Raw genomic sequence first — 25,322 nt, 5'->3', positions numbered from 1 at the left:
GCTCAGCCCAGCGCCTGGTTCACGATCGCGAACGCGCGCAGCGCGGGGTCGCGTGCCGGCGCCGCACCGCGCGCCATCGCGACGACGGTATCGACGCGCGGCAGGCCGAGCCCCTGCAGCCAGTCCGACAGCCCGCTGTCGCCCGGCACGTCGAGGCGCACGAACATGCCTGCGTGCAGCGCGAGCCAGTGACTGATCAGCGCCTGCGCGCGCAGCGCGTCCGGCGCGACCACCGGCCCGATCGCATGGCCGCGGCCGAAGCGGCGAAAGAGCGCGAAGCCGAGCAGTTCGCCGTCGCGGTCGAGCGCGATCCCGTTCGCGACGTCGAGCAGCGCATCGACCACCGCGCCGCGCTCGTAGCCTGCCGCGCGCGACGCGAGCGCCGCGAGGCGCGGCCCGTCGTTCGTGCCGAGCGGGCGCAGGCGCTCGCCCGGCGGCAGCGAGATCAGCGGCGGCTGGAACGCGGCGCCCTGGTGCTGGTCGATCGTGCCGATCGCCTGGAAGCCGAACTTCACATAGAGCGGTTCGCCGGACGGCGTCGCATGGAGGAATATCGTGCGCGCGCCGAGGCTGTCGACGACGCGCGCGAGCAGTTCGCGGCCGATGCCGCGGCCCTGGCGCTCGGGCGACACGATCACCATGCCGAGCGATGCGTGCGAGTCGTCGAAGCGCCAGCCGAGCGCGGTGCCGACGATGCCGGCTTCGTCTTCGGCGACGAAGCCGCCGCCGAGCTGGAGTGCGAAGCGCCAGTCGTCGAGGCGGTGCGGCCACTTGACCGCTTCCGACAGCCGGTGTGCGGCGGGCAGGTCGGTTTCGGCGAACGGGCGATAGATAAGCGTGCTGGAAGTGTTGAGGTCGGCCACGCCGGACTCCGGATGGGTAGGAATGACGCATCCACTCTGCCAGCGACACAATGGCGCGGATAGGACGATTCGCCTGTTCTCCGGTGCGAGCGGGCGGTTGTGCGAGATCGATGCAAGCCGGCTCGATCGACGCGGACGAACGCGCGCTTCGTGCCGGCGGGGCCGGTCAATCCGACAGCTTCTGCTGTGTGAATGCCACTACGATGGAAATAAGGCGGCGCTGCTGCGTGCCGGCGAGCGGCGGCCCGGTTTCGTGAAGCCCGCCGAAGCCCGCTGGTCCGCGCGGCAGCGCCGCGCTCGATCGCGCCGCAGATCGTGCTGCCCGTGGCGTGCAACACGCGGCGATTCTGCGTTTCGAGCGGTGCCGAACGACGCGCGACGGATTTTTTGCCCTGATTCAATTTCGTTGAACCCAGCCCGTCCCCGGCCCTGCCGGGGCTTCACACCGACAGGACGTATCATGATTCAGTTTGAACCGAAGTACATCACTTTCGACTGCTACGGCACGCTGACCCGCTTCCAGATGGCGGACCTGGCGCGCGAGATTTACGCGGAGCGGCTGTCGCCGGTCGCGATGGAGGACTTCGTGCGCGCGTTCGCCGCCTATCGGCTCGACGAAGTGCTCGGCGCATGGAAGCCGTACCGCGACGTCGTCGTCAACGCGATCCGGCGCACTTGCGCGCGCATCGGCACGAAGTTCGACGAAGCCGAGGCCGAGCGTTTCTATCATGCGGTTCCGACCTGGGGCCCGCATCCGGACGTGCCGGCCGGCCTGTCGCGACTCGCGAAGAAGTACAAGCTGGTGATCCTGTCGAACGCGATGGACGAGCAGATCATGAGCAATGTCGACAAGCTCGGCGCGCCGTTCCATGCGGTGTTCACCGCGCAGCAGGCGCAGTCGTACAAGCCACGCATGCAGGGCTTCGAATACATGTTCGACAAGCTCGGCTGCAAGCCGGAGGACGTGCTGCATGTGTCGTCGAGCCTGCGCTACGATCTGATGACGGCCGAGGATCTCGGGATCAAGCACAAGGCGTTCGTCAACCGCGGCCACGAGCCCGGCACGCCGTTCTACAACTACTACGAGGTGTCCGACATCGGCCATCTCGCGACGCAGCTCGGGCTGTAAGCGACGCATCGTCGGCGCGGCCCGGCCCGCCGCGAGATTCGGGAAAACCCGTGCGCCGGGAAAACCCGTGCGCGCGGCAGGCCGTCGGCGTTCGACGATCGCGCAGGCCTGGCGCGTTGTCTCGCGCACTTGCCTGTCATAGTCCTTCGACATTCGCGGCGAAGAGCCGCGTATCGCCCGTGGCGGATTCGAGCGCGTCCGCGCCTTCCGGTTCGAACGTGCCGGCGGCGCGCGCCGTGCGCATCCCTTCCTCCTGCTTGCCGTCGCGCCGGCCAATGCCCGGCGTGCGGTCGAATTCGTCGATCGCCGTCACACGGCCGCACTGCCGCACCGCCGCGCGAATCGCGATCCGGCGGCGCGCGCCGTGCGCATCCCTTTCTCCTGCTTCCCGTCGCGCTGGCCGATGCCCGACGAGCGGTCGAACACGCCGATCGCCGCCGCACCGCCGCACCGCCGCACGAATCGCGATCCGGCAGCGCGGCCCGTGCGCATCCCTTTCTCCTGCTTCCCGTCGCGCTGGCCAATGCCCGACGTGCGGTCGAACACGCCGATCGCCGCCACACCGCCACACCGCCGTGAGAATCGCGATCCGGCAGCGGGGCCCGCGAGCGGGCCGCGCTGCCACCGGCTACTCCTGCCGTGCCGCGGCCGTCGGGGCAGGCAGGTTTCGATGAAGCGGGCAATCGTCTGAACGCTGGTGGCGAGGCCTTGGACGGCGCCGGCAAATCGCGCGGGCATGCATTCGACGCAAACATGCGGTTTGCACGTGTGGAACGCGTTTCGGATGCCGAACGCGCAATTTTGTCGGTGCAATCTGCGGCGCGCGTCGCTTTACGATTTCGTTCGTCGCGCCGTCCTTACGTGGTCGTCGCGACAACTGCACCGGGCAAACGACGGTATGCGCGAGCACGCAGCAATTCATGCTGCGCGGGTGGCTCAAAACGGTCGAATCGTATCGTGCGGCCGCCCCGAATCGCGATAACCCGCATTTTGGCGGTGCTTAAATGAACTTAGTACGCAGGGCGTCGCGCCCGCTACCAGCAGGCGGGCGCGACGGGTTTCTCGAACCACGCTGGACCCCAGACCCCACTTTCCACAGTCAGGAGCAGTTCGGATGAGCGACGATATCGACAACGGCGGCAAGGGCGGCATCACGCGCCGCGACATGATGCGGGTCATGGCGGCGAGCGGCATGATGGCCGTCGGCGGCGGCGGGCTGCTGACCGGCATGCAATCCGCATTCGCAGCACCGGCCGCCAAGCGCGGCGGCAAGATCCGGGTCGCGAACGAATCGAGTTCGACGGCCGATACGCTCGATCCGGCCAAGGGCTCGACGGGTGCCGACTACATCCGCTTCTTCATGTTCTACAGCGGCCTCACGCAGCTGGATCAAAGCCTCACGCCGCAGATGAATCTGGCTGAGTCGCTGCATACGACCGACGCGAAGACGTGGGTCATCAAGCTGCGCAAGGGCGTCACGTTCCACGACGGGAAATCGGTCGGCCCGGCCGACGTGGTGTTTTCGCTGATGCGCCACAAGAACCCGGCCACCGCGTCGAAGGTCAAGCCGCTCGCCGACCAGTTCGCCGATGCGAAGGCGAGCGGCCCGGACGAAGTCACGCTCACGCTCGCCAGCGCGAACGCCGACCTGCCGGTGATCCTCGCGACGCCGCAGCTCGTGATCGTCAAGGACGGCACGACCGACTTCGCGACCGCCATCGGCTGCGGCCCTTACAAGCTGAAATCGTTCAAGCCGGGCGTGTCGACCGTCGGCGTGCGCAACGACAGCTACTTCAAGCCGGGCAGGCCGTATCTCGACGAGATCGAGCTGATCGGCATCAGCGACAGCGCCGCGCGCCTGAACGCGCTGCTGTCGGGCGACGTGCACCTGATCAACGCGATCGATCCGCGCTCGACGCAGCGGGTCGCGTCGACGCCGGGCTACGCGCTGAAGGAAACCAAGTCGGGGCTCTATACCGACCTGATCATGCGCAGCGACAACCCGCTCGTCGCGAACCCCGATTTCGTCGAAGGGATGAAGTACCTGTTCGATCGCGAGCAGATCCGCTCGGCGGTGTTCCGCGGCTACTCGGTGATCGGCAACGACCAGCCGATTCCGCCGGGGCATCGCTACTTCAACGCGTCGCTGCCGCAGCGGCCGCACGATCCGGACAAGGCGAAATTCCTGTTCCAGAAGGCGGGCGCGCTGGGCGCCACACTGCCGCCGATCTATGCGACGTCCGACGCGAACGGCTCGATCGAAATGGCCGTGCTGCTGCAGCAGGCCGGCCAGAAGATCGGGCTGAACCTGCAGGTCAACCGCGCGTCGCCCGATGGCTACTGGTCGAACCACTGGATGAAGCACCCGCTCACCTTCGGCAACATCAACCCGCGCTCGAGCGCCGACGTGCTGTTCACGCAGTTCTTCAAGTCGGATGCGTCGTGGAACGAGTCGGGCTGGAAGAACGCGAAGTTCGACCAGCTGCTGCTCGCCGCGCGTTCGGAAACCGACGACGCGAAGCGCAAGCAGATGTACGGCGACATGCAGGTGATCGTGTCGCAACAGGGCCGCGTCGGCATTCCGGCCTTCATCAGCTTCCTCGACGGCTATGACAAGCGGCTCGCCGGTCTCGGTTCGATCCCGACCGGCGGGATGATGGGCTTCATGTTCGCCGAGAACGTGTGGTGGAACGCATGACGTTGTGGCTGGCGGCCGCCATGCGGCCGGTGCGGGTCACCGCGCCGGCCGCGCGCGGCCTTTTCGGGAGTGTCGCTTCATGAACCGAATTCTCATCGGCCTGATCGGCCGACGCATCGCGGTCACCGCGCTGACGTTGCTGATCGTGTCCGCGATCATCTTCACCATTACGAATCTGCTGCCGGGCGACGCCGCGCAGGCCGCCCTCGGCCAGTCGGCGACACCGGAGACGGTCGCCGCGCTGCGCCAGCAGTTCGGTCTCGACATGCCGGCGCACGTGCGTTACGTGCACTGGCTCGCCGGGCTGTTGCACGGCGATTTCGGTCGGTCGCTGTCCGGCGACATGCCGGTGTCCGAGATGATCGGCACACGCCTGCCGAAATCGCTCACGCTCGCGGCGATCACGACCGCCGTGTCGGTGCCGATCGCGCTGCTGCTCGGCATCCTCGCGGCCGTCAAGCGCGAGTCGGTGGTCGATCGCGCGATCAGCCTCGGCACGCTGTCGCTCGTCGCGACGCCGGAATTCCTGATCGCGACGGTCGCCGTGCTCTTGTTCGCGGTGAAGTTGCGCTGGCTGTCCGCGCTGTCGTACAGCGGCCCGATCGAAAGCCTGCACGATTTCCTGCGTGCATATGCGATGCCGGTGCTGACGCTGTGCGCGGTCGTGATCGCGCAGATGGCACGCATGACGCGCGCCGCGGTGATCGAGCAGTTGAGCGCATCGTATGTCGAGATGGCCGTGTTGAAGGGCGCGAGTCCCGCACGCGTCGTGCTGCGCCATGCGCTGCCGAACGCGATTGGCCCGATCGCCAATGCGATCGCGTTGAGCCTGTCGTATCTGCTCGGCGGCGTGATCGTCGTCGAGACGATCTTCAACTATCCGGGTCTGGCGAGCCTGATGGTCGACGCCGTCAGCAACCGCGATTTCCCGCTGGTCCAGGCGTGCACGCTGATCTTCTGCGTCGCCTACCTGACGCTCGTGCTGTTCGCCGACCTGTGCTCGATCGTGTCGAACCCGCGACTGCGGACCTGAGCGCCCCGTCTTCCTTACGAGATGCCCACCATGCACCCGACCGAACCCGTACAACGCAGCAGTGCGCTGCCGCCGTCAGGCGATCAGCAACCACCGTGGGGCGGCGCGCCGCCGCCCGCCGCGCCGGCCCCCGACCAGCCGCGCAAGCGCCGCGCCCTCCGCGTGCAACTGACGACAGGCGGCCGCGTCGGCCTGTCGATGGTCGCCCTGATGCTGTTCGTCGCCGTGTTCGCGCCGCTGCTCGCGCCGCACGACGTCGGCGCGATCGTCACGACGGACGTGTTCGCGCCGTTCGGCGCGAAGCTGCCGTTCGGCTCCGACTTCCTCGGCCGCGACATGCTGAGCCGGATCCTGTACGGCACGCGGCTGACCGTGCTGCTCGCGCTGGCCGCGGTGCTGCTCGCCGCGCTGACCGGCACGACGCTCGGGCTGCTCGCGACCGTGTCGGGCCGCGCGGTCGACGAGACGATGAGCCGGCTGCTCGACGCGCTCACGTCGATTCCGTCGAAGATGTTCGCGCTGATGTTCGTCGCCGCGTTCGGCTCGTCGCTGCCGCTGCTGGTCCTCACCGCCGCGGTCAGTTACATGCCCGGCTCGTACCGGATCGCGCGCGCGCTGGCGGTCAACATCAGCACGCTCGAATTCGTGCAGGTCGCGCGTGCACGCGGCGAGAGCGCGCTGTACATCGCCTGCGTCGAGATGCTGCCGAACATGATTCACCCGATGCTCGCGGATACCGGGCTGCGCTTCACGTTCGTCGTGCTGCTGCTGAGCGGCCTGAGCTTTCTCGGGCTCGGCGTGCAGCCGCCGTATGCGGACCTCGGCTCGCTCGTGCGCGAGAACATCGCCAGCCTCGGCGACGGCTCGGCCGTCGCGATCATGCCCGCGGTCGCGATCGCGATCCTGACGGTGGGCGTCAACCTGTTGATCGACGGCCTGCCGCATCGCGGCCGCCGCAAGGGCGCGGCCGCGGCCGCGGGAGAACACTGATGCGAGATGAATCGACTCCGCTCGTCGAGGTACGCGGGCTGCGCGTGGTCGGCGGCCGTCCGGGTGGCGCGGAAACGACGATCGTTCACGACGTCGACTTCGACATCGGGCGCGGCGAGGTGCTCGCGCTGATCGGCGAGTCCGGCTCGGGCAAGACGACGATCGCGCTGTCGCTGATGGGGCATGCGCGCGCCGGCTGCCGGATCGCCGGCGGCTCGGTGAAGATCGGCGGCACGGACGTATGCGCGCTGTCCGCGCAGGCGCTGACCGCATTGCGCGGCCGCCGCGTCGCGTATATCGCGCAGAGCGCGGCCGCCGCGTTCAACCCGTCGCGCACGATCCTCGACCAGGTGATCGAGAGCGCGCTGATCCACAAGACGCTGTCGAAGCGCGACGCGCAGGCGAAGGCGGTCGAGCTGTTCCGCGCGCTCGCGCTGCCCGAGCCGGAAACGATCGGCAAGCGCTATCCGCACCAGGTGTCGGGCGGCCAGCTGCAGCGGCTGATGGCCGCGATGGCGCTGATCACCGATCCGGAGCTGGTGATCCTCGACGAGCCCACCACCGCGCTCGACGTGACCACGCAGATCGACGTGCTGCAGGCGTTCAAGAGCGTGATCCGGCGCTACGGGATGAGTGCGGTGTACGTGTCGCACGATCTGGCGGTGGTTGCGCAGATGGCCGACCGGATCGTCGTGCTGAGCGACGGCGTGATCCGCGAGTCGGGCGATACCGAACAGATCCTGCATGCGCCAGCGCACCCGTATACGCAAAGCCTGATCGCGGCCGTCACGCCGGCCGATGCCGAACGCGACGCCAAGGCGGCGCGCGCCGCACCGGCGCCGCTGCTCGACGTGCGCGGCGCGATCGCCGGCTACGGCGGTCGTACCGCGACGGGCTGGCCCGCGAAGGTGATCCTGCACGAAGTGGACCTGCGCATCGGGCGCGGGCAGACGGTCGGCGTGATCGGCGAGTCGGGCTCCGGCAAGACGACGCTCGCGAAGGTGATCGCGGGTCTCGTGCCCGCGACGGGCGGACAGATCCTGCTCGACGGCGAGCCGCTCGCGCTCGACATCGGCAAGCGCACCAAGGAGCAGCACCGCCGCGTGCAGATCGTGTTCCAGAACGCCGATACCGCGCTCAATCCGGTGCATACCGTCGAGCGCACGCTCGCGCGGCCGCTCGCGTTCTATCACGGGATCAAGGGCGCGCGTGCGCGGCAGCGCGTCGCGGAACTGCTCGAACTCGTGCGGCTGCCGCAGGCGGTGGCCGCGCGGCGCACCGGCGAGCTGTCCGGCGGACAGAAGCAGCGCGTGAACCTGGCGCGTGCGCTCGCGGCCGAGCCCGACCTGATCCTGTGCGACGAGGTGACGTCGGCGCTCGACACCGTGGTCGGTGCCGCGATCATGGATTTGCTGCGCGACCTGCAGGCGAAGCTCGGTGTGTCGTATGTGTTCATCACGCACGACATCGCGAAAGTGCGCGCGATCAGCGACGACATCGTCGTGCTGTATGCGGGCCGTCGTGTCGAGACGGGCAGCCGAGATGCGCTGTGCGCGCCGCCTTATCACCCGTATTCGCACCTGCTCGTGTCGTCCGCGCCGGAGCTGCGCGCGGGCTGGCTCGACGATGCTGCCGAGCGTTGCCACCGGCCGCTGGTGCCGATCGGCGCGAGCGCCGACGATGCCGAGCTGTGTCCGTTCCTGTCGCGCTGCGCGATGCGGGTGGACGGCGTATGCAACCGGACCGCCCCCGCGCTGCGCACGCTCGAGAACGGCGCGCAGGTGCTGTGCCATCGCAGCGAGGAAGACCTCGCGCGCTTCCAGGCGGAGCCGGGGCAGGCCGACGTCGCGCCGGCGCAGCCGGTGCGTCTGTAGCGCGCGGGCCGCGGCAGCGGACGTTCCGCATAGTCTGCTGCGGCGGTCGCGCAAAACGGAGATTTGTACGCGCGCCGCGCGCGAATACGCGGCAACTGCGCTTTTTGACGGTGATTAAATAACTTGCAATGGACGGCCGTTGCGCGCCGTCGCCGGAATGCAAAAGAAGGATCCGATGAAACTGGAATCGTACTGGCTGGATACTCGCCCCGCGTTTCGCACCGGCAGCGAAGGGCCCGTCGAAGGGCGCGCGGACGTGGTCGTGATCGGTGGCGGCTTCACCGGGTTGTCGGCGGCGCTCGCGCTCGCGCAGCGCGGCGTATCGGTGGTCGTGCTCGAAGCCGCGCAGGTCGCGGGCGAAGCGTCGGGCCGCAACGGCGGCCAGTGCAATACCGGCGTCGCGCAGGACTATGCGTCGCTTGCCGCGCGAATCGGTGTCGAGCAGGCGAAACGGTTCTATCGCGCGTACGAAAGCGCGGTGAAGAGCGTCGAGACGATCGTCGCCGAGCACGCGATCGACTGCGACTTCCGGCGTGCGGGCAAGCTGAAGCTCGCCGCGAAGCCGCAGCATTTCGCGGGGCTTGCCAAGACCTTCGACGCGTTGCGGCACGACGTCGATCCGGACATCGAATTGATCGAGCCGTCGCGGATCCGCGATGAAGTCGGCTCCGACGGTTTCCACGGCGGCCTGTTGCAGCGCAATGGCGCGCAGATGCACATGGGCAAGTTCGGCGTCGGGCTCGCGCACGCAGCCGTGCAGGCGGGCGCCCGCGTCTACGAGCATGCGGCGGTCACGCAGCTCGAGCGGCTCGACGGCGAGCGCCACACGCTCACCACCTCGCGCGGCACGATCGTCGCCGATCGCGTGCTGGTCGCGACCGGCGCATCGCAGCACGGGCCGTTCGCGTGGTTCCGGCGGCGCATCGCGCCGGTCGGCAGCTTCATCGTCGTCACCGAGCCGCTGCCCGACGCGCAGTTGAACCGCCTGTTCCCGCATCGCCGTGCCTACGTGACGTCGCGCCAGATCGGCAACTACTTCCGCGTGACGCCCGACAACCGGCTGCTGTTCGGCGGCCGCGCGCGCTTCGCGATGTCGAGCCCGCACTCCGACGCGAAAAGCGGCGACATCCTGCGCGCCGGCATGGCCGACTATTTCCCCGAGCTGGCCAAGGTGCGGCTCGATTTCTGCTGGGGCGGGCTGGTCGACATCACCGCCGACCGGCTGCCGCGCGCGGGCCAGCACGACGGACTCTATTACTCGATGGGCTACAGCGGCCACGGCGTGCAGATGTCCGTGCACATGGGCCGCGTGATGGCCGACGTGCTGTACGGCGCGGCCGCGTCGAATCCGTGGCGCGAGCTCGACTGGCCGGCCATACCCGGCCATTTCGGGCACGCGTGGTTCCTGCCGATCGTCGGCGCGTATTACCGGATGCAGGACTTCCTGCACTGAAGCCAGCGCTCCGGAGGATTCGATATGAAAGTGCGCTTTGTTTGTTCGCTCGCCGCTCGCGCGGCCGATACGTCGATCGAGCCGTCTCCGATCGTGGGCTTCGCCGCGCCGGCCGCTATCGTGCAGGCGGCGGCATGAGGACGGAGATCATGGCCATCCCGTTCCACGATCCGCTCGAGGGCGTGACGCCCCGCACGCCTCGTGTCGCGCGGCCCGTATCGACCGCGATCGGCGACGTGCTGCGCACGATCGACGCGTCGTTCGCGCAGCCGCTGAACCTCGACACGCTCGCGGCTGTGGCCGGGTTGAGCGTGTCGCGCTTCACCGCGCGCTTTCGCAGCGAAACCGGGTTGTCGCCGCACCGGTATCTGTGCCTCGTGCGTGTGCGGCGTGCGCAGGACTTGCTGCGCGCCGGTCTCGCACCGTCGGTCGTCGCGACCGACGTCGGTTTTTTCGATCAGAGCCATCTGTGCCGGCATTTCCGGCGGGTGCTCGGGATCACGCCGCGCGACTACGTGCACACGCGGCCGGGCGGCGCGCCGGCGCGAACGTCGTCGACGCGCCCGCGCGCCGAACGCCGCGACGTGTCGTGTCACGCCGCGTAGGCGCCAAGCGCGGGCGGCGTGCCGCCCGCGGGTTTCCGGCTCGATGCCGGTGAACGACGATTTCCGATATCGCGCGACGGGTTTCGACCAGGCCGCCGCGCATTGCACAGGAGCAGGAATGACTGCAGCTTTCGTGTTGCATCGTGCCGACGGCACACTTTCTTCAACCGCGTTCCGCAAGCGGGCGTTCGGCGAGAACGATCCCTTCGCGCCACATCGGGAAATTGCGTGGGAAGGGCCCGACGCGATGGCCGCGGGGCGTATCGGCTTCGTCGGCGAGCTCGACGTGGCGAGCTTTCCGCACATCGAGACCCTCGTGGTCGTCGAAGGCGAGCTGACGCTCGAAGCGGCCGGGGCCGCGCCGCTGGTGCTCGGCCCGCGCGAGGGGGTGGTGATCGGCGGCGGCACCGCGCTTCGCATCACGGCGCAAGCGCCCGTGCTGTTGACGTTCTGCGCCGCCGCGTGCACGAGACCGACGAAGCAGGGCCTCTTTCCGTTGCGTGCCGACGCGGACTTCAAGCCGTCGTCGACGCTGCCCGCGGAGGTGCTGCTCGGGCCCGCGCCGCAATGCCGCAGCGACAACGTGTTCCTCGACGACGGTGCCGAGTGCTGCGCGGGCACGTGGGATTCGACGCCCTATCACCGCATCATTCGCCCGCATCGCGTGAACGAGTTCATGTTGCTGCTGGACGGCAGCGTACGGTTCGCCGCGCCCGACGGCAGCGTGCTGTCGCTCGGCGCCGGCGACGCGCTGTTCGTGCCGCGCGGTGCATCGATCGGGTGGGAAAGCAGCGAACGCGTGGCGAAGTTCTACGTTGTGCAAAACGTCCAAGCATCCACCGACCGAGACTGAACATGTCCCCTCCGCTGCGCCATATAGAAACTTCGCCCACGCCGCCGGCTTCGGCCGACGTCGTCGTGATCGGCGGTGGCATCATCGGCGTCTTCACCGCCTACTACCTCGCCCGGCGCGGGATGTCGGTCGCGCTGGTCGAGAAGGGCCGAATCGGCGCCGAGCAGTCGAGCCGCAACTGGGGCTGGTGCCGGCAGCAGAACCGCGACGCGCGCGAGCTGCCGATGGCGAGCAAGAGCATCGATCTGTGGGAACGATTCGCCGCCGAAACCGGCGAGGACACGGGCTTCCATCGCTGCGGGCTGCTGTATCTGAGCAATGACGAGGCCGAGCTGTCGCGCTGGGCCAGCTGGGGCGACTTCGCGAAGACCGCCGGCGTGACGACGTACATGCTCGACAGCAAGCAAGCCGGCGAGCGCGGGCATGCGACCGGTCGGTCGTGGAAAGGCGGCGTGTTCTCGCCGAGCGACGGCACGGCCGATCCGGGCAAGGCCGCGCCGGCCGTGGCCGCCGCACTGATGAAGCTCGGCGGCAGCGTTCACCAGCACTGCGCCGCGCGCGGGATCGAACTCGAGGGCGGGCGCGTCAGCGCCGTCGTCACGGAGGCGGGCGTCATCAAGACCCGGACGGTCGTGCTCGCGGGCGGTGCGTGGGCGTCGTCGTTCTGCCGCCAGCTCGGTATCCGTTTTCCGCAGGCGTCGATCCGTCAGTCGATCCTGAGCGTGTCGCCCGTCGAGCATCCGCTGCCGGATGCGCTGTATACGTCCGGCGTGTCCGTGACGCGCCGCTGCGACGGACGCTACGCGCTGGCGATCAGTGGCCGCGCGCGCGTGGACCTGACGCCGCAGTTCCTGCGCTTCGCGCCGCAATTCGTGCCGATGTTCGCGAAGCGCTGGCGCAATCTTCTGCCGGGCGGCCTCGAAGGGGTGCGCGGCGGCCATGAAACGCTGAAGCGCTGGCGCCTCGATGCGCCGACGCCGATGGAGGCGGTACGCATTCTGGATCCGAAGCCCGATATGCCGACGGTCGCCGAAACATACCGCCGTGCGGTTGAACTGCTGCCCGAACTTCGCGAAGCGACGATCACGCACGCATGGGCCGGGTACGTCGACAGCACGCCGGACGGCGTGCCGGGTATCGGCGAAGTGCCGGGCGTGCCGGGATTGATCCTGGCGGCAGGTTTTTCCGGGCACGGCTTCGGCATCGGCCCCGGTGCCGGTCACCTGATCGCGGATCTCGCCACGGGCGCGGAGCCGATCGTGGACCCGGTACCGTATCGGCCGGGCCGGTTCGTCGATTCCGCATGGGGCAAGGTTGCCGATTTCTAGTTTTGAAGCCATTTCGCGGACGATGGCGGCGGACTCCGGACTCGTGTGGGTCCGGACCGTCGAACGAAGGAAGCCGGCCGATCCTGCGATGGCGGATGGCCGCGGTGCTTCACGGCCGCTTCGGCAAGCGATGGTTTCCGCCGTTCGTCGGCGCATGGTATGCAAGGACACCCTGAAATGAATTCACCCGACAATTCACCGGTTCGTCACCTGATGGAAGCCGGCAGGCTGGATCGCTTCTTCATCGACGGCGACTGGGTCTTGCCCGACGGCGGCGACCGGTTCGCGGTCGTTTGCCCGTCCACCGAAGAAACGCTGTGCGACATCCCGCTCGGGAGCGCGCGCGACGCCGACCGCGCGGTGCAGGCCGCGCGCAACGCTTTCGAACGCTGGGCCGCGACGTCGCCGCAGCAACGCGCCGCGCTGCTCGACCGCGTGCATGCGTTGATGCTGGAGCGCGCCGAGCAGTTCGCCACGGCGCTTGCGCTGGAGATGGGCGCGCCGATCAGCTATGCACGCGGCGCCCATGTGCCGCTCGCGGCCGAACATATCCGGGTCGCGCGCGACAATCTGGCCAGTTATCCGTTCCTGAAGCAGCGCGGGACGACCGCGATCGCGCGCGAGCCGATCGGCGTATGCGTGCTGATCACGCCGTGGAACTGGCCGATCTATCAGATCACGGCGAAGGTCGGCCCGGCGCTCGCGGCGGGCTGCACGGTGGTGCTGAAACCGAGCGAGCTGTCGCCGCTCAGCGCGTTGCTGTTTGCCGAAGTGATCGCCGATGCGGGCGTGCCCGCGGGCGTATTCAACCTGGTGAGCGGCAGTGGTGAGGAGGTGGGCGCCGCGCTTTCGTCGCACCCGCAGGTCGACATGGTGTCGATCACCGGGTCGACGCGTGCCGGCGTGCTGGTTGCGCAGGCCGCGGCGCCGACCGTCAAGCGCGTCGCGCAGGAGCTCGGCGGCAAGTCGCCGAACATCGTGCTGCCCGATGCGGACCTGTCGCGCGCGATCGCGCCGGGCGTGGCCGCCGCGTTCCGGAACATGGGCCAGTCGTGCAGCGCGCCGACTCGAATGATCGTGCCGCGCAGCGTGCTCGGCGCGGTAGAGGAGCTGGCCGTCGCGGCAATGGAGCAGATGATCGTTGGCGATCCGTTCGCCGAGGCGACGACGCATGGGCCGCTGGCCAATCGCGCGCAGTTCGGCCGGGTCGGGCAGATGATCGATGCAGGCATCGACGAACGGGCGAAGCTCATCGCTGGCGGGCCCGAACGGCCCGCCGGTTTGGATCGCGGTTTTTATGTGCGGCCGACGATCTTTTCCGACGTTCGCACCGACATGACGATCGCGCAGCAGGAGATCTTCGGTCCGGTCCTCGCGATCCTGCCTTACGACACCGTCGACGAAGCCGTTGCGATCGCGAACGATACCGTCTATGGGCTCGGCGCGCATGTGCAGGGCACCGACAAGGAACGCGCGCGCGCGGTGGCCGCGCGCATCCGGTCGGGCCAGGTGCATCTGAACTACCCGGCTTGGGACCCGCAGGCGCCGTTCGGCGGGTACAAGCAGTCGGGCAACGGCCGCGAGTACGGGATCGAAGGGATGGAAGAGTATATGGAGGTCAAGTCGATCGTGGGCTTCTACGACTGAAGCAGTCGCCGCGCGCGAACGCGGCGGCCGTGTCGAATGGAAGCCGTCTATTTTCCGAAGGTGCCGAAATTGGAAAACCCCGTCATCCCCGAAGCGTCGCTGCGCGCGCATCACGCGCACTGGGCGAGATTGCGGCGCGACCTGCATGCGCATCCCGAATTGCGATTCGAAGAACACAGGACGGCCGACGTCGTGGCCCGCGAGCTCGAAGCGCTCGGCTATGCGGTGTCGCGCGGTCTGGGCGGCACGGGCGTCGTCGCGAGCCTGCCCGGTGCGGATCCGGGCCGGGGAATCGTGCTGCGCGCCGATCTGGATGCGTTGCCGATTCACGAAGCGAATGACTTCGCGCATGCGTCGTGCGCGCACGGGATCATGCACGCGTGCGGGCACGACGGCCATACCGTCATGTTGCTTGGAGCCGCGCGCGTGCTGAAGGACTTGCCGCAGCTGCCGGGCACGGTTCATTTCGTGTTTCAGCCCGGAGAAGAGGGCGGCGCGGGCGCGCGCAAGATGATCGACGACGGGCTGTTCGAGCAATATCCGACGGAAGCGGTATTCGGCATGCACAACTGGCCGGGTTTGCCTGCCGGGCATTTCGGGTTGCGCACCGGGCCGATCATGGCCGCGGGCTCGCGGTTCAGGATCACGGTAACCGGCAAAGGCGCGCATGCGGCCCAGCCGCATCTGGGCATCGATCCCGTGCCGCTCGCCTGTTCGATGGTGCTGCAATGCCAGACCATCGCCGCGCGACACAAGGATCCGGTGGATCCCGCCGTCATTTCCGTCTGCATGTTCCATGCGGGAACGACGGACAACGTCATTCCGGACAGCGCCGAGCTGCGCGGGACGATCCGCACGCTGTCGTCGACACTGCAGCAACAGCTGCAGCGCGATATCCAGCTCATGTGCGAGGGGCTGGCCGGCGCCTATGGCGCGCAGGTCGACGTCGAGTTCTTTCAGTACTACCCCGCGACGGTCAACACGCCGGCCGAGACGGCGCTCTGCGAAGCGGTGATTCGCGACACGTTCGGGGATGAACGCCTGTACCGCGACGTGCCGCCGAACATGACCTCCGAAGATTTCGGCTTCATGCTGGAGGAGCGCCCCGGCGCGTACGTGCTGATCGGCAATGCGCCGGGCGGAGCGGCCGCCCCGGCGCTGCATCACCCGAAATACGATTTCAACGACGACATCATTCCGGCCGGGGTCCGGTATTGGGTCGCTCTGGCGCAGCGTTACTTCGGTACCTGCCGCTGAGCGTGATCCCGGAGGCGGGCGGTTTCGCCGATCGAAATTACTTCACGCCGACTTTCACGCGATTGACCGGCGTGAGCCCATGCACACGGCGCGCGAAAAATCCTTGATTATCGCGACGAGTGACGCCGCGGGATGCTGCGGCACTCGTCGCGATATCGGGCGCCGCCGCTGAACCCATGCACGCCGGCGCCCATCACGCGCCCTGCGCGAGCGCCTTTACCTGCTCGGCCGTCAGCGCGCCGCGATGAATGCGGAATTCGTCGATCATGCCGTTGAAGAACGGATCGCCCGGATACTGCGAACGTCCGATCCAGTTCTGCGCGGTTCTCCCGACGCGCCATGGCGCGAAGATGACGTCGCTTGCCGAGCCGATCGCGGCGCCGTTCAGATAGAGCGTCGCGGTCGCGGCCGACAGCGTGACCGCGACGTGCGCCCATTGCCCGGCCGGCAGTGCGGCGCTGCCGTCGACTACGCGCTCGCCATGTCCGCCGTTGGTCGTGATCGCGAAGCGCATCGTCCCGCGTGAGCTCTTCGGCGTGACGAACAGATAGCGCCCGGTGCCCGAACCGAAATCGAAGATGCGGGCCCACGTCTGCCCGCCGCGCCAGTTGACCCACGCCGCGATCGTGAAATCCGACACATCGGCGACGATGTCGTTCGGCAGTGCGACGTAGCCGGTCGAGCCGTCGAGCGACACCGCATTGCCGAGCTTGCCCGTGACGCGCGATGCGCCGCCGGCGAGCGTGCCCGCATGGCCGGTGCCGCTCGCGTCCGCGGCGCTCGTGCCGCTTGTCTCGTCGAACGACAGCAGCGTATGCGGTTGCAGCGCCGTCGATGCGGCGAGTTCCGGCGAATTCGCGGATTCGCCCGCTGCGTTGCGCGCGCTGATCACGTAGTACCACACGCCTGACGCCGGGCTGTCGGTGTACGTCAACGGATCGACGATGCCGCTTGCGACGGTCGTATACGGACCGCCAGGGACGGACGCACGTTTCACGTCATAGCTCGCTGCGTTTGCGACACCCCACCACGACAGCACGACCTGCCCGGCGGCCGGCCACGCGGTCAGCCCGCTCGGTGCGGTTGCGGGCGCAACGGGGTCGCGCGTGCAGGTCAGCGTGCCGTAGCCGAGCTGATCGTAGCCGCCGCTCGTTTCGCCGTAGTTGCCGCCGCCGCCTTCGGGCTGAATCGCGCGGGCGAACTTCGCGGACCACGGTGCGGCCAGCCCCTTGCGGTTCACGTAGTGGTTGTAGACGAGCGCCCAGCACGGACGGATCGTCCCCTGGCTGGCGGTCGAGAACTGCGCCTGCGTGACGTCGACGTTCGCGTACGGCACGTACGGCACCGGGAGAAACGTGCCGTCCGGCTGCACGAGGTTCGCCTTCGCGACGTATTCGGCGCCCGCGAGGAAGCGGTTGTGGTCGTGCCCGTACAGGTCGATGCCCTGGTTCCACGCCATTTCGCAGATCGTGCCGCCGAGCGCGATGCCGAGCGTGTTGTGCCCCTGGTCGCGGCCGGACTCCTGCCATTGGCCGAGATGGCCGGGATGCAGGTAGTAGACCGCCTGCGCGATCGCGCCGTTGCCGGGCCCGTCGATGAAGTAGTTGACGGCTGCGTCGAACTTCGCGTGGTCGTCGCACAGCACGCCGATCGCCATCATCGATGCGATGTTGCACAGATCCCAATTGGCCCAGTAGTGCGTGATGTCCGTGCCGTTGTGCTGACTCAGGAAGGCTGCGTTGATCGGGTAGAACTTGTCGGCCATCATCGCCTGGAACGCGGCGAAGTCGGTCGCGGCCCAGCCGGGATAGGTGCGCATGATTTCGCCCGCGTTCGCGAACTCGTAGCCGTAGATGCCGGCCGCGAGATCGACGTTCGAGTCGCCGGCGAGGTTCTGCAGCGTCGACGACCACGCGTTCATGATCTGCACGGCCTTGTTCGCATACGCAACCGCGGTATTGCCCGAGATCTTCCAGCGCAGCGCGCATGCGTAGGCGGCCGCGATGTCCTTGTACAGCACCGGGTAGTTCTGCGCGCCGGTGCCGCCGCGCGTGACGACGGCCTGCGGGCGCGGCGACCACGACAACTGAGCATGACTGTTCGCGATCAGCGTGTTCCAGCCGTCCAGCCAGGGCGACGCGGCGGCCGCGACCTTCTGCGCGATCCGCTCGAAATCCGCTTGGGTATGCAGCAGGCCCGGATGCGCAAATGCGTCGTTCGTGGCGATGGCCGGGGTGCCGGTCGCCACGCGCGCGAGCGCTCGGTTGCCGGCCGCGGCGACCGCGATGCCGGCGGCGCTTTCGCTTGCGCCCGTGCCGCCGCATGCCGAAAGCGCGAGCGCGCCGATGCTGTAAAGGAACGTGCGCCGGGAAATGTGCATACCGGATTCAAGTCGAAGCCGCGAGTCGTTCATGTTGCGTTCGTTCCTTCCTTGACGGGACCCGGTTGAAATGAGGCAGCGCCCACGTGAAATCAGTCATCGCATGACGACGCGGATTGTACTGGAAGGATCGGCTTTTTCGATGACCTGTTCGTCACGACACGACATATTTTTCGGATACCGATTGTAATGATTTTGTTTATTAATATGCTAATAATGAGCGAGAAAATGACGATTGATACGTTTGCGAGATATGATCGTCGTCGGCTGGCGGGATGGAGGCTTTTCAGGTGTGCAAAGCGATGGATTCCCACTATTTAATAGTGTTGTCATACGACGGATGACATGAAAAGGGTCTCACATCGCGATGCACGCCCGCGGGCCGCAGGCCGACGCGCACCGATTCGTGCGCGACAGGTCCGGCGATAAAGCATGTCTTGGCTGGCAGGGCCGCGACAGCACGACGGAGCGTGTCGAAACGACGGGAATGGAGACAGGCTCGGTGCGACGCGCAATCGCGTTCGCGGCCGGCTATTCGTACGTGACGGAGAGCAATCGCTGGGCCGTCAAGGCGTCGGTGACGGGCAACACGCGGTCGGACTTCGGTGCGGTGGTGGGCGCAGGGTATCGGTTCTGATGCGACGCGAAGTGCATTGACCGTCGCGGGCGTCGTGCCTGCGAATAATGCCCGACGCCTCAGGCTGCTTCGACGACGACAGGGGCCCCGGGGGCGGAATGCCGAACCCGGGGTCGTGTCATTTGCCGGGATCGGATGCGCGCCGGTCGAAGGCCATTGCCGGCTGCACGGCGCCCGCGCCCCATGCCTGCGCCGGCCGCGCGACGTGAAGCGTGTCGAGCAGCTGCCCCATCCCTGCGAACACGCGGTACGCGCTCGCCACTTCCGCATACTGACCGCTGATGTAATCGACGCGGGCACTGTAATACTCGTTCTCGGCGTTGAGCAGGTCGAGCAGCGAACGTTGACCGATGCCGAACTGCAACAGGTACGCTTCGCGCGTCGACGCGCTGGAATCGACGTACTGCTTGAGCATGACCAGGCGATCACGTGCGGTGACGTACGCGTTGTAGGCGTGCGACTCGCTTTCCGCGATCTCGAGGCGCGTGCGGTTGCGGTCTTCCTCGGCTTCCCGGATCTGCGCATGCGCTTCGCCGATTCGCGCCTTGTCGGCGCCGCCCTGGAACAGGTTGTAGCGCAGCCGCAGCATTACGCGACGGTCGTTCGTCGGACCGAGCACGCCGTCGCGGTCGTGGCTCGCGCTGAGCTCCAGGTCGAGGCGCGGCCATAGTGCGGCCTTCGCCACGTCATATTGCGCATTGGCCTGGGCGACGTCCGCATCGGCGACCGCGAGGGACGGGTGGCTTGCCAGCGCCGTATCCAGTGCGAGTCGTTCCGTCGGCGGAAGCGTGGCTTCCGGTGCGACCGGCTTGACGAGTACGTCAGGCGGCACGCCTACCAGCCGCGCGTAGGCCACTTCGGCGTCTTTCAGATTGCTTTGCTCGGACCGCAAGTTGTCCTCGGCGAGCGCCAGCCGGCTTTCCGCCTGGTAAAGGTCGGCGCGCCGGCCGACGCCGCGGTCGCTGCGCAGCTTGATCTGATCGTGGATCCGGCGGTGGGACTCCAGATTGTCGGTGGCGGCGGCGACCGTTTCCTGGCGCCGCAGGACTTCCAGGTACGCGCCCACCACGCGTAGCGCCACATCCTCCGACGTGGACGCGACGCGATTCGCGGATGAGTCGATGCGTGCCCGTTGCCGCGCCACTTCGCTCCTGACCGCGAAACCGTCGAACAGCATTTGCGACAACGTCACGTTGGCCGTCCGGTGCGTGAACGTCGTTCGGTTCAGCCCGAGCAGACGCGTTTCGACGTCGTCGCGCTGCTCCTTGCCGATCGATGCGTCGACGTCCACGCGGGGCAGGTAGCCGGCCCGCGCCTGCTTCAGGCCCTGATCCGCCGCTTCGCGGTTGTAGGTCGTGGCAAGGACCTCGGGGTTGGTCCGGATCGCCTGCTCGACCGCCTCCTGCAGGCTTTGCGCGGCGGCGGGCGCGGCGGTGCCCGCGAGCGCCGACGCGAGTGCGAGCACGGCAAGCAGAGGACGGTTCTTGTTCATGATCGGCTCAAACGTCCTGAACGTGCGGCAGCGGCGGCGGGACGTAAGTGACCACGGTGCCGCTGCCCTGATCGTGCGCGAGCTGGAAGCTGCCGCCCGACAGATCGCCCTGAAGCGCGACCTGCGCGGTGTGGACGCCGTCGCTAACCGTCAGCGTGCCGCCCGTTCCCGCGCCGTTGGCCGTGAAGCTCAGCGTCGTGTGATCGCCGAACAGAACGTCGGTCAGGTCGAGCGAGTCGCCGGCGCCGAAGCCGCTGACCGTACCGGTGAAGCCGGCGGAGTGATCCAGCTTGAGCGTCCCCGCAGCGCCATCGGCGAACGTCGTGTTTTCCGCGGACGCGCCGCCGAACTCCAGCGTTGCGGCGCCGCTGATCGTCGCGCTGCCGGCGCCCGTCACGTCGCCGTGGATCGTCAGGTTGCCGTTGTTGGCCCACAGGTTGCCCGTATTGGTCACCGCGCTTTCGATCACGAGGCCGCCGCTGCCCGTCGCCTCGAGCGTGCCGGCGTTGGCGACGGCGTGCGTGCCCGTGTCGATGACGAGCGCGTTGGCGCCGTCGGCGACGATCGTTCCTTCGTTGACGAGCGTCAGTTGGCCGGCGCCGAGCTGGCCGGCGCCCGCGATGGTGTTGTCGACGTTCACGAGCGTTGCATCCGGCGTGCTGCCGAACACCACGTTGTGGCTGTCGTCGGACAGCGTCACGTGCCCGCCGCCTTCCAGCGTCGTGCTTTTCGCGAGGATTTCGAACCGGGTGATGTCGCCGGTCGAGCCGAGTGCGATCGTGCCCGTGTTCTCCACGGTCCCGCCGATCGGCAGCATCGCGCCGTCGTTCACGGTCATGATGCCGGCGTTCTGCATCACCGGTTCCTGGTCGAACACGAAGTTGCCGCTGGTGAGGTCGGTCGAATGAACGCCCGTCACCGTGATGGTGGCGCCGTCGCCCAGCGTGAGCACCGCATTGCCGTTGGCGTCGTCTGCCAGGTGCGCCTGGACGTCGCTGAAGCTTGCGATGCCCGTGAAGCCCACGAGATCGATCTTGTCGGCGGCGAGGTCGAACGTGTGCAGCGTGTCGTTGCCGATCGGCTGCGAGAGGACGAACAGGTCGTGGCCGGCGGATCCCGTCAGCTGGTCGTCGCCCGACCATGCGAAGATCGGCGCGTTGGCCGCGTACGCTTCGACGTTGTCCGCGATCGTGGCGGTTGCGTGACTGCCGTCGGCGGCGGTCCAGGTTTCGGTCACCGTGAGCACGGTGGCGCCAGTGAAGGAGGTGGGCGGCGTGACGGTGAGCGCGCCGAGGTCGTTCGTCGGCACGACCCATGCGCCGTTGCCGAGGTCGGTGCCGGCATTCAGCGTCCAGCCGGACGGGATGCCGGCGATCGTCACCGCGAGATCGGACGCGTGGCCGGACGGATCGGCGAGCGCCAGGTTGATCTCGGATCCGGCGACCCCGGCGGGCGCCTTCTGCGTCAACGAGAGCGAGTTGCCCGCGGTGTCCCACTCGGTCACGGTGAGGGAGTCATTGTTGAGGCCCGTTTGTGCGACGGTCCAGGTTCCGGCGGTTTGTTGCGTTGCGGTGTAATCGCCACTGTGCGTGTTGTCGTGGACCAGGACTTTCCATACGCCGGACGTGTCGGTGGTGGCGGTCAGCGTGTGGCTGCTGTTCGTGTATTGCCATGACAGCGTCGACGGCGCGGTGGTGTCGAGCGTGAAGCTTAAGCTCGTGGCGTTCGAGATATTGCCCGCGACGTCGATCTGACGGACTTGCACGTTGTTCACGCCGTCGACGGCGCTGAATGTGGTGTTCCAGTGTGCGCCGTTGTCGATGCTGTATTGCACGGTGGCGCCGGTTTCGATGCCGGTGACGTTGAGCGTGCCGACGTTGGTGATGTGGTCGGAGGCGCTGCTGCCGGAGTCGGTGGTCAGCGCAACGCTCGGGGCAGCGGCCGACGTGTCGAGCGTGAAGCTGAACGACGTGGCCGACGATGTGTTGCCCGCGACGTCGATCTGCCGAACCTGTACGTTGTTCAGTCCTTCGACGGCGCTGAAGCTCGTGTTCCAATGCGAACCGCCATCGATGCTGTACTGCACGGTCGCACCCGCATCGACACCGGTCACGTTGAGCGTACCGATCTTAGTGATGTGGTCGGTGGCGCTGCTGCCGGAGTCGGTCGTCAGCGCGACACTGGGTGCAGCGGCTGACGTATCGAGCGTGAAACTGAACGACGTCGCCGACGAGGTGTTGCCTGCGACATCGGTCTGGCGGACTTGCACGTTGTTCACGCCGTCGACGGCGCTGAATGTGGTGTTCCAGTGTGCGCCGTTGTCGATGCTGTATTGCACGGTGGCGCCGGTTTCGATGCCGGTGACGTTGAGCGTGCCGACGTTGGTGATGTGGTCGGTGGCGCTGCTGCCGGAGTCGGTGGTCAGCGCAACGCTCGGGGCAGCGGCCGACGTATCGAGTGTGAAACTGAACGACGTCGCCGACGACGTGTTGCCCGCGACATCGACCTGCCGGACCTGCACATTGTTCAACCCTTCAACCGCGCTGAAGCTGGTGTTCCAATGCGAACCGCCATCGACGCTGTACTGCACCGTGGCCCCCGTTTCGACGCCAGTGACATTGAGCGTGCCGACGTTGGTGATGTGGTCGGTGACGCTGCTGCCGGAGTCGGTCGTCAACGCGACGCTCGGGGCAGCGGCTGACGTATCGAGGGTGAAACTGAACGACGTCGCCGACGAGGTGTTGCCGGCGACGTCGATCTGCCGGACCTGCACGTTGTTCAACCCTTCAACCGCGCTGAAGCTGGTGTTCCAATGCGAACCGCCATCGACGCTGTACTGCACCGTGGCCCCCGTTTCGACGCCAGCGACATTGAGCGTGCCGACGTTGGTGATGTGGTCGGTGACGCTGCTGCCGGAGTCGGTCGTCAACGCGACGCTCGGGGCAGCGGCTGACGTATCGAGCGTGAAACTGAACGACGTCGCCGACGAGGTGTTGCCGGCGACGTCGATCTGCCGGACCTGCACGTTGTTCAACCCTTCGACGGCGCTGAAGCTCGTGCCCCAATGCGAACCGTTGTCGACGCTGTACTGCACGGTCGCACCTGTCTCGACACCGGTTACATTGAGCGTTCCGACGTTGGTGATGTGATCGCTAGTACTGCTACCGGAGTCGGTGGTCAGCGCAACGCTGGGTGCAGCCGCCGAGGTGTCGAGCGTGAAGCTGAACGAGGTGGCCGACGACGTGTTGCCCGCGATATCGGTTTGTCGGACCTGTACATCGTTCATGCCTTCAACGGCGTTGAAGCTCGTGTTCCAGGTATGACCGCCATCGATCGAATATTCGACGGTCGCGCCGGCTTCAACACCGGTGAGATTCAAGGTGCCGACGTTGGTGATGTGGTCGGTGGCGCTACTGCCGGAATCGGTCGTGAGCGCAACGCTGGGTGCAGCGGCGGAGGTATCGAGCGTGAAGCTGAACGACGTCGGATCCGAGGTGTCGCCCGCGACATCGGTTTGCCGAACCTGTACATCGTTCACGCCTTCGACGGCGTTGAAGCTGCTGTTCCACGTATGACCGCCGTCGGTCGAGTATTCGACAACTGCGCCGGCTTCAACGCCCGTGAGATTCAATGTGCCGACATTGGTGATGTGATCGGTGGCGTTGCCGGAGTCGGTCGTGAGCGCAACGCTGGGCGCAGCCGCCGACGTATCGAGGGTGAAACTGAACGACGTAGCCGACGAGGTGTTGCCTGCGACATCGGTTTGCCGAACCTGTACATCGTTCAGGCCTTCGACGGCGCTGAAGCTGGTGTTCCAGGTATGACCGCCATCGATCGAATATTCGACGGTCGCGCCGGTTTCGACGCCGGTGAGATTCAATGTACCGACATTGGTGATGTGATCGGTGGGGCTGCTGCCGGAATCGGTCGTGAGCGCAACGCTGGGTGCAGCGGCCGAGGTATCGAGCGTGAAGCTGAACGACGTCGGATCCGCGGTGTTGCCCGCGATATCAGTCTGCCGAACCTGTACGTCGTTCACGCCTTCAACGGCGTTGAAGCTGGTGTTCCACGTATGGCCGCCGTCGATCGAGTATTCGACAACTGCGCCGGCTTCGACACCGGTGAGATTCAACGTGCCGACATTGGTGATGTGGTCAGTGGCGCTGCTACCGGAGTCGGCCGTGAGCGCAACACCGGGTGCAGCAGCCGAGGTATCGAGTGTGAAGCTGAACGACGTAGCCGACGAGGTGTTGCCCGCGATATCGGTTTGCCGGACCTGTACGTCGTTCAGGCCTTCGACCGCGCTGAAGCTGGTATTCCAGGTATGACCGCCGTCGGTCGAGTATTCGACGGTGGCGCCCGTTTCGACACCGGTAAGATTCAAGGTGCCGACGTTGGTGATGTGATCGGTGGGGCTGCTACCGGAGTCGGCCGTCAATGCAACACTGGGTGCAGCGGCCGAGGTATCGAGGGTGAAGCTGAACGAAGTCGGATCCGACGTGTTGCCTGCGACATCGACCTGCCGAACCTGCACGTCGTTCACGCCTTCAACGGCGTTGAAACTGGTGTTCCAGGTATGACCGCCGTCGATCGAATATTCGACCGTGGCGCCGGTTTCGACACCGGTGAGATTCAATGTACCGACATTGGTGATGTGATCGGTGGGGCTGCTGCCGGAATCGGTCGAGAGCGCAACGCTGGGTGCAGCGGCCGAGGTATCGAGGGTGAAGCTGAACGAAGTCGGATCCGACGTGTTGCCTGCGACATCGGTCTGCCGGACCTGTACGTCGTTCAGGCCTTCAACCGCGCTGAAGCTGGTATTCCAGGTATGGCCGCCGTCTGTCGAGTATTCGACGGTGGCGCCGGTTTCGACACCGGTGAGATTCAACGTGCCGATATTGGTGATGTGGTCGGTGGCGTTGTTACCGGAGTCGGTGGTCAATGCAACACTGGGTGCAGCTGCCGACGTATCGAGGGTGAAGCTGAACGACGTGGCCGACGAGGTGTTGCCCGCGATATCGGTCTGCCGGACCTGTACGTCGTTCAGGCCTTCAACCGCGCTGAAGCTGGTATTCCAGGTATG

Annotated in this window: 17 protein-coding genes and 1 pseudogene; 12 read left to right on the top strand and 6 right to left on the bottom strand. The window is 67.0% G+C overall.

Going from position 1 to position 25,322, the window contains the following annotated elements:
* Positions 1-2: 2 nt before the first annotated feature.
* Positions 3-863 (bottom strand): GNAT family N-acetyltransferase, encoded by an 861-nt coding sequence (locus tag DIE15_RS29925; RefSeq protein WP_057927359.1) that lies wholly within the window; start codon positions 861-863, stop codon positions 3-5.
* Between the two features lie 460 nt (positions 864-1,323).
* Here DIE15_RS29925 and DIE15_RS29920 point away from each other — a divergent pair, with 460 nt between their 5' ends.
* On the top strand, positions 1,324-1,992 hold the full coding sequence (locus DIE15_RS29920; RefSeq protein WP_057927358.1) for a haloacid dehalogenase type II: 669 nt from the start codon (positions 1,324-1,326) through the stop codon (positions 1,990-1,992).
* A gap of 136 nt (positions 1,993-2,128) precedes the next feature.
* Here the strand turns inward: DIE15_RS29920 and DIE15_RS37210 are convergent, their stop codons facing one another.
* A complete protein-coding gene (locus DIE15_RS37210; protein WP_185734569.1) occupies positions 2,129-2,305 on the bottom strand; it encodes a hypothetical protein in 177 nt (58 codons plus the stop codon).
* Positions 2,302-2,730, bottom strand: a complete 429-nt coding sequence (locus DIE15_RS29915) for a hypothetical protein (RefSeq protein ID WP_124835038.1) — start codon at positions 2,728-2,730, stop codon at positions 2,302-2,304. Before DIE15_RS29915 ends, DIE15_RS37210 begins: the two co-directional genes overlap by 4 nt.
* A gap of 376 nt (positions 2,731-3,106) precedes the next feature.
* On the opposite strand from DIE15_RS29915, the gene DIE15_RS29910 reads away from it, so the two are divergent.
* From DIE15_RS29910 to DIE15_RS29865, 10 genes are all read left to right on the top strand, one after another.
* Complete coding sequence (locus DIE15_RS29910) at positions 3,107-4,690, top strand: ABC transporter substrate-binding protein (RefSeq protein ID WP_057927357.1); 1,584 nt, start codon at positions 3,107-3,109, stop codon at positions 4,688-4,690.
* Between the two features lie 79 nt (positions 4,691-4,769).
* Positions 4,770-5,723, top strand: a complete 954-nt coding sequence (locus tag DIE15_RS29905) for an ABC transporter permease (protein WP_057927356.1) — start codon at positions 4,770-4,772, stop codon at positions 5,721-5,723.
* Between the two features lie 30 nt (positions 5,724-5,753).
* Positions 5,754-6,713, top strand: a complete 960-nt coding sequence (locus DIE15_RS29900; RefSeq protein ID WP_057927355.1) for an ABC transporter permease — start codon at positions 5,754-5,756, stop codon at positions 6,711-6,713.
* A complete protein-coding gene (locus tag DIE15_RS29895; RefSeq protein ID WP_057927354.1) occupies positions 6,713-8,587 on the top strand; it encodes an ABC transporter ATP-binding protein in 1,875 nt (624 codons plus the stop codon). Before DIE15_RS29900 ends, DIE15_RS29895 begins: the two co-directional genes overlap by 1 nt.
* A gap of 175 nt (positions 8,588-8,762) precedes the next feature.
* Complete coding sequence (locus tag DIE15_RS29890; protein ID WP_124835037.1) at positions 8,763-10,040, top strand: FAD-binding oxidoreductase; 1,278 nt, start codon at positions 8,763-8,765, stop codon at positions 10,038-10,040.
* 149 nt (positions 10,041-10,189) lie between these two features.
* Complete coding sequence (locus DIE15_RS29885; RefSeq protein ID WP_124835036.1) at positions 10,190-10,645, top strand: helix-turn-helix domain-containing protein; 456 nt, start codon at positions 10,190-10,192, stop codon at positions 10,643-10,645.
* 118 nt (positions 10,646-10,763) lie between these two features.
* Positions 10,764-11,498 carry a cupin domain-containing protein gene (locus tag DIE15_RS29880; RefSeq protein ID WP_057927353.1) on the top strand — a complete coding sequence of 245 codons (735 nt, stop codon included), beginning with the start codon at positions 10,764-10,766 and terminating at the stop codon, positions 11,496-11,498.
* 2 nt (positions 11,499-11,500) lie between these two features.
* Positions 11,501-12,826, top strand: a complete 1,326-nt coding sequence (locus tag DIE15_RS29875) for an FAD-binding oxidoreductase (RefSeq protein ID WP_057927352.1) — start codon at positions 11,501-11,503, stop codon at positions 12,824-12,826.
* A gap of 177 nt (positions 12,827-13,003) precedes the next feature.
* On the top strand, positions 13,004-14,473 hold the full coding sequence (locus DIE15_RS29870; RefSeq protein ID WP_124835035.1) for an aldehyde dehydrogenase family protein: 1,470 nt from the start codon (positions 13,004-13,006) through the stop codon (positions 14,471-14,473).
* A 69-nt stretch (positions 14,474-14,542) separates the two neighbouring features.
* Positions 14,543-15,730 (top strand): M20 aminoacylase family protein, encoded by a 1,188-nt coding sequence (locus tag DIE15_RS29865; protein WP_057927433.1) that lies wholly within the window; start codon positions 14,543-14,545, stop codon positions 15,728-15,730.
* Between the two features lie 193 nt (positions 15,731-15,923).
* On the opposite strand, the gene DIE15_RS29860 is transcribed toward DIE15_RS29865, so the two are convergent.
* Positions 15,924-18,143: a LamG-like jellyroll fold domain-containing protein gene (locus DIE15_RS29860; protein WP_124835034.1), complete on the bottom strand. Its 2,220-nt coding sequence runs from the start codon at positions 18,141-18,143 to the stop codon at positions 15,924-15,926.
* Positions 18,144-18,630: 487 nt separating this feature from the next.
* Here DIE15_RS29860 and DIE15_RS37205 point away from each other — a divergent pair.
* Positions 18,631-18,747: pseudogene (locus DIE15_RS37205) on the top strand (YadA-like family protein); the annotation flags it as partial.
* A gap of 118 nt (positions 18,748-18,865) precedes the next feature.
* Here the strand turns inward: DIE15_RS37205 and DIE15_RS29850 are convergent.
* Positions 18,866-20,239, bottom strand: coding sequence for a TolC family outer membrane protein (locus DIE15_RS29850; protein WP_124835032.1), 1,374 nt, complete (start codon positions 20,237-20,239; stop codon positions 18,866-18,868).
* Positions 20,240-20,246: 7 nt separating this feature from the next.
* Positions 20,247-25,181 (bottom strand): Ig-like domain-containing protein, encoded by a 4,935-nt coding sequence (locus DIE15_RS29845; RefSeq protein ID WP_260428379.1) that lies wholly within the window; start codon positions 25,179-25,181, stop codon positions 20,247-20,249.
* Positions 25,182-25,322 lie beyond the last annotated feature (141 nt).

The organism is Burkholderia sp. Bp9031, from assembly GCF_003857965.1.
In the GTDB taxonomy this organism is placed as follows: domain Bacteria; phylum Pseudomonadota; class Gammaproteobacteria; order Burkholderiales; family Burkholderiaceae; genus Burkholderia; species Burkholderia ambifaria_A.
This window is presented reverse-complemented; position numbering and strand designations above follow the sequence as displayed.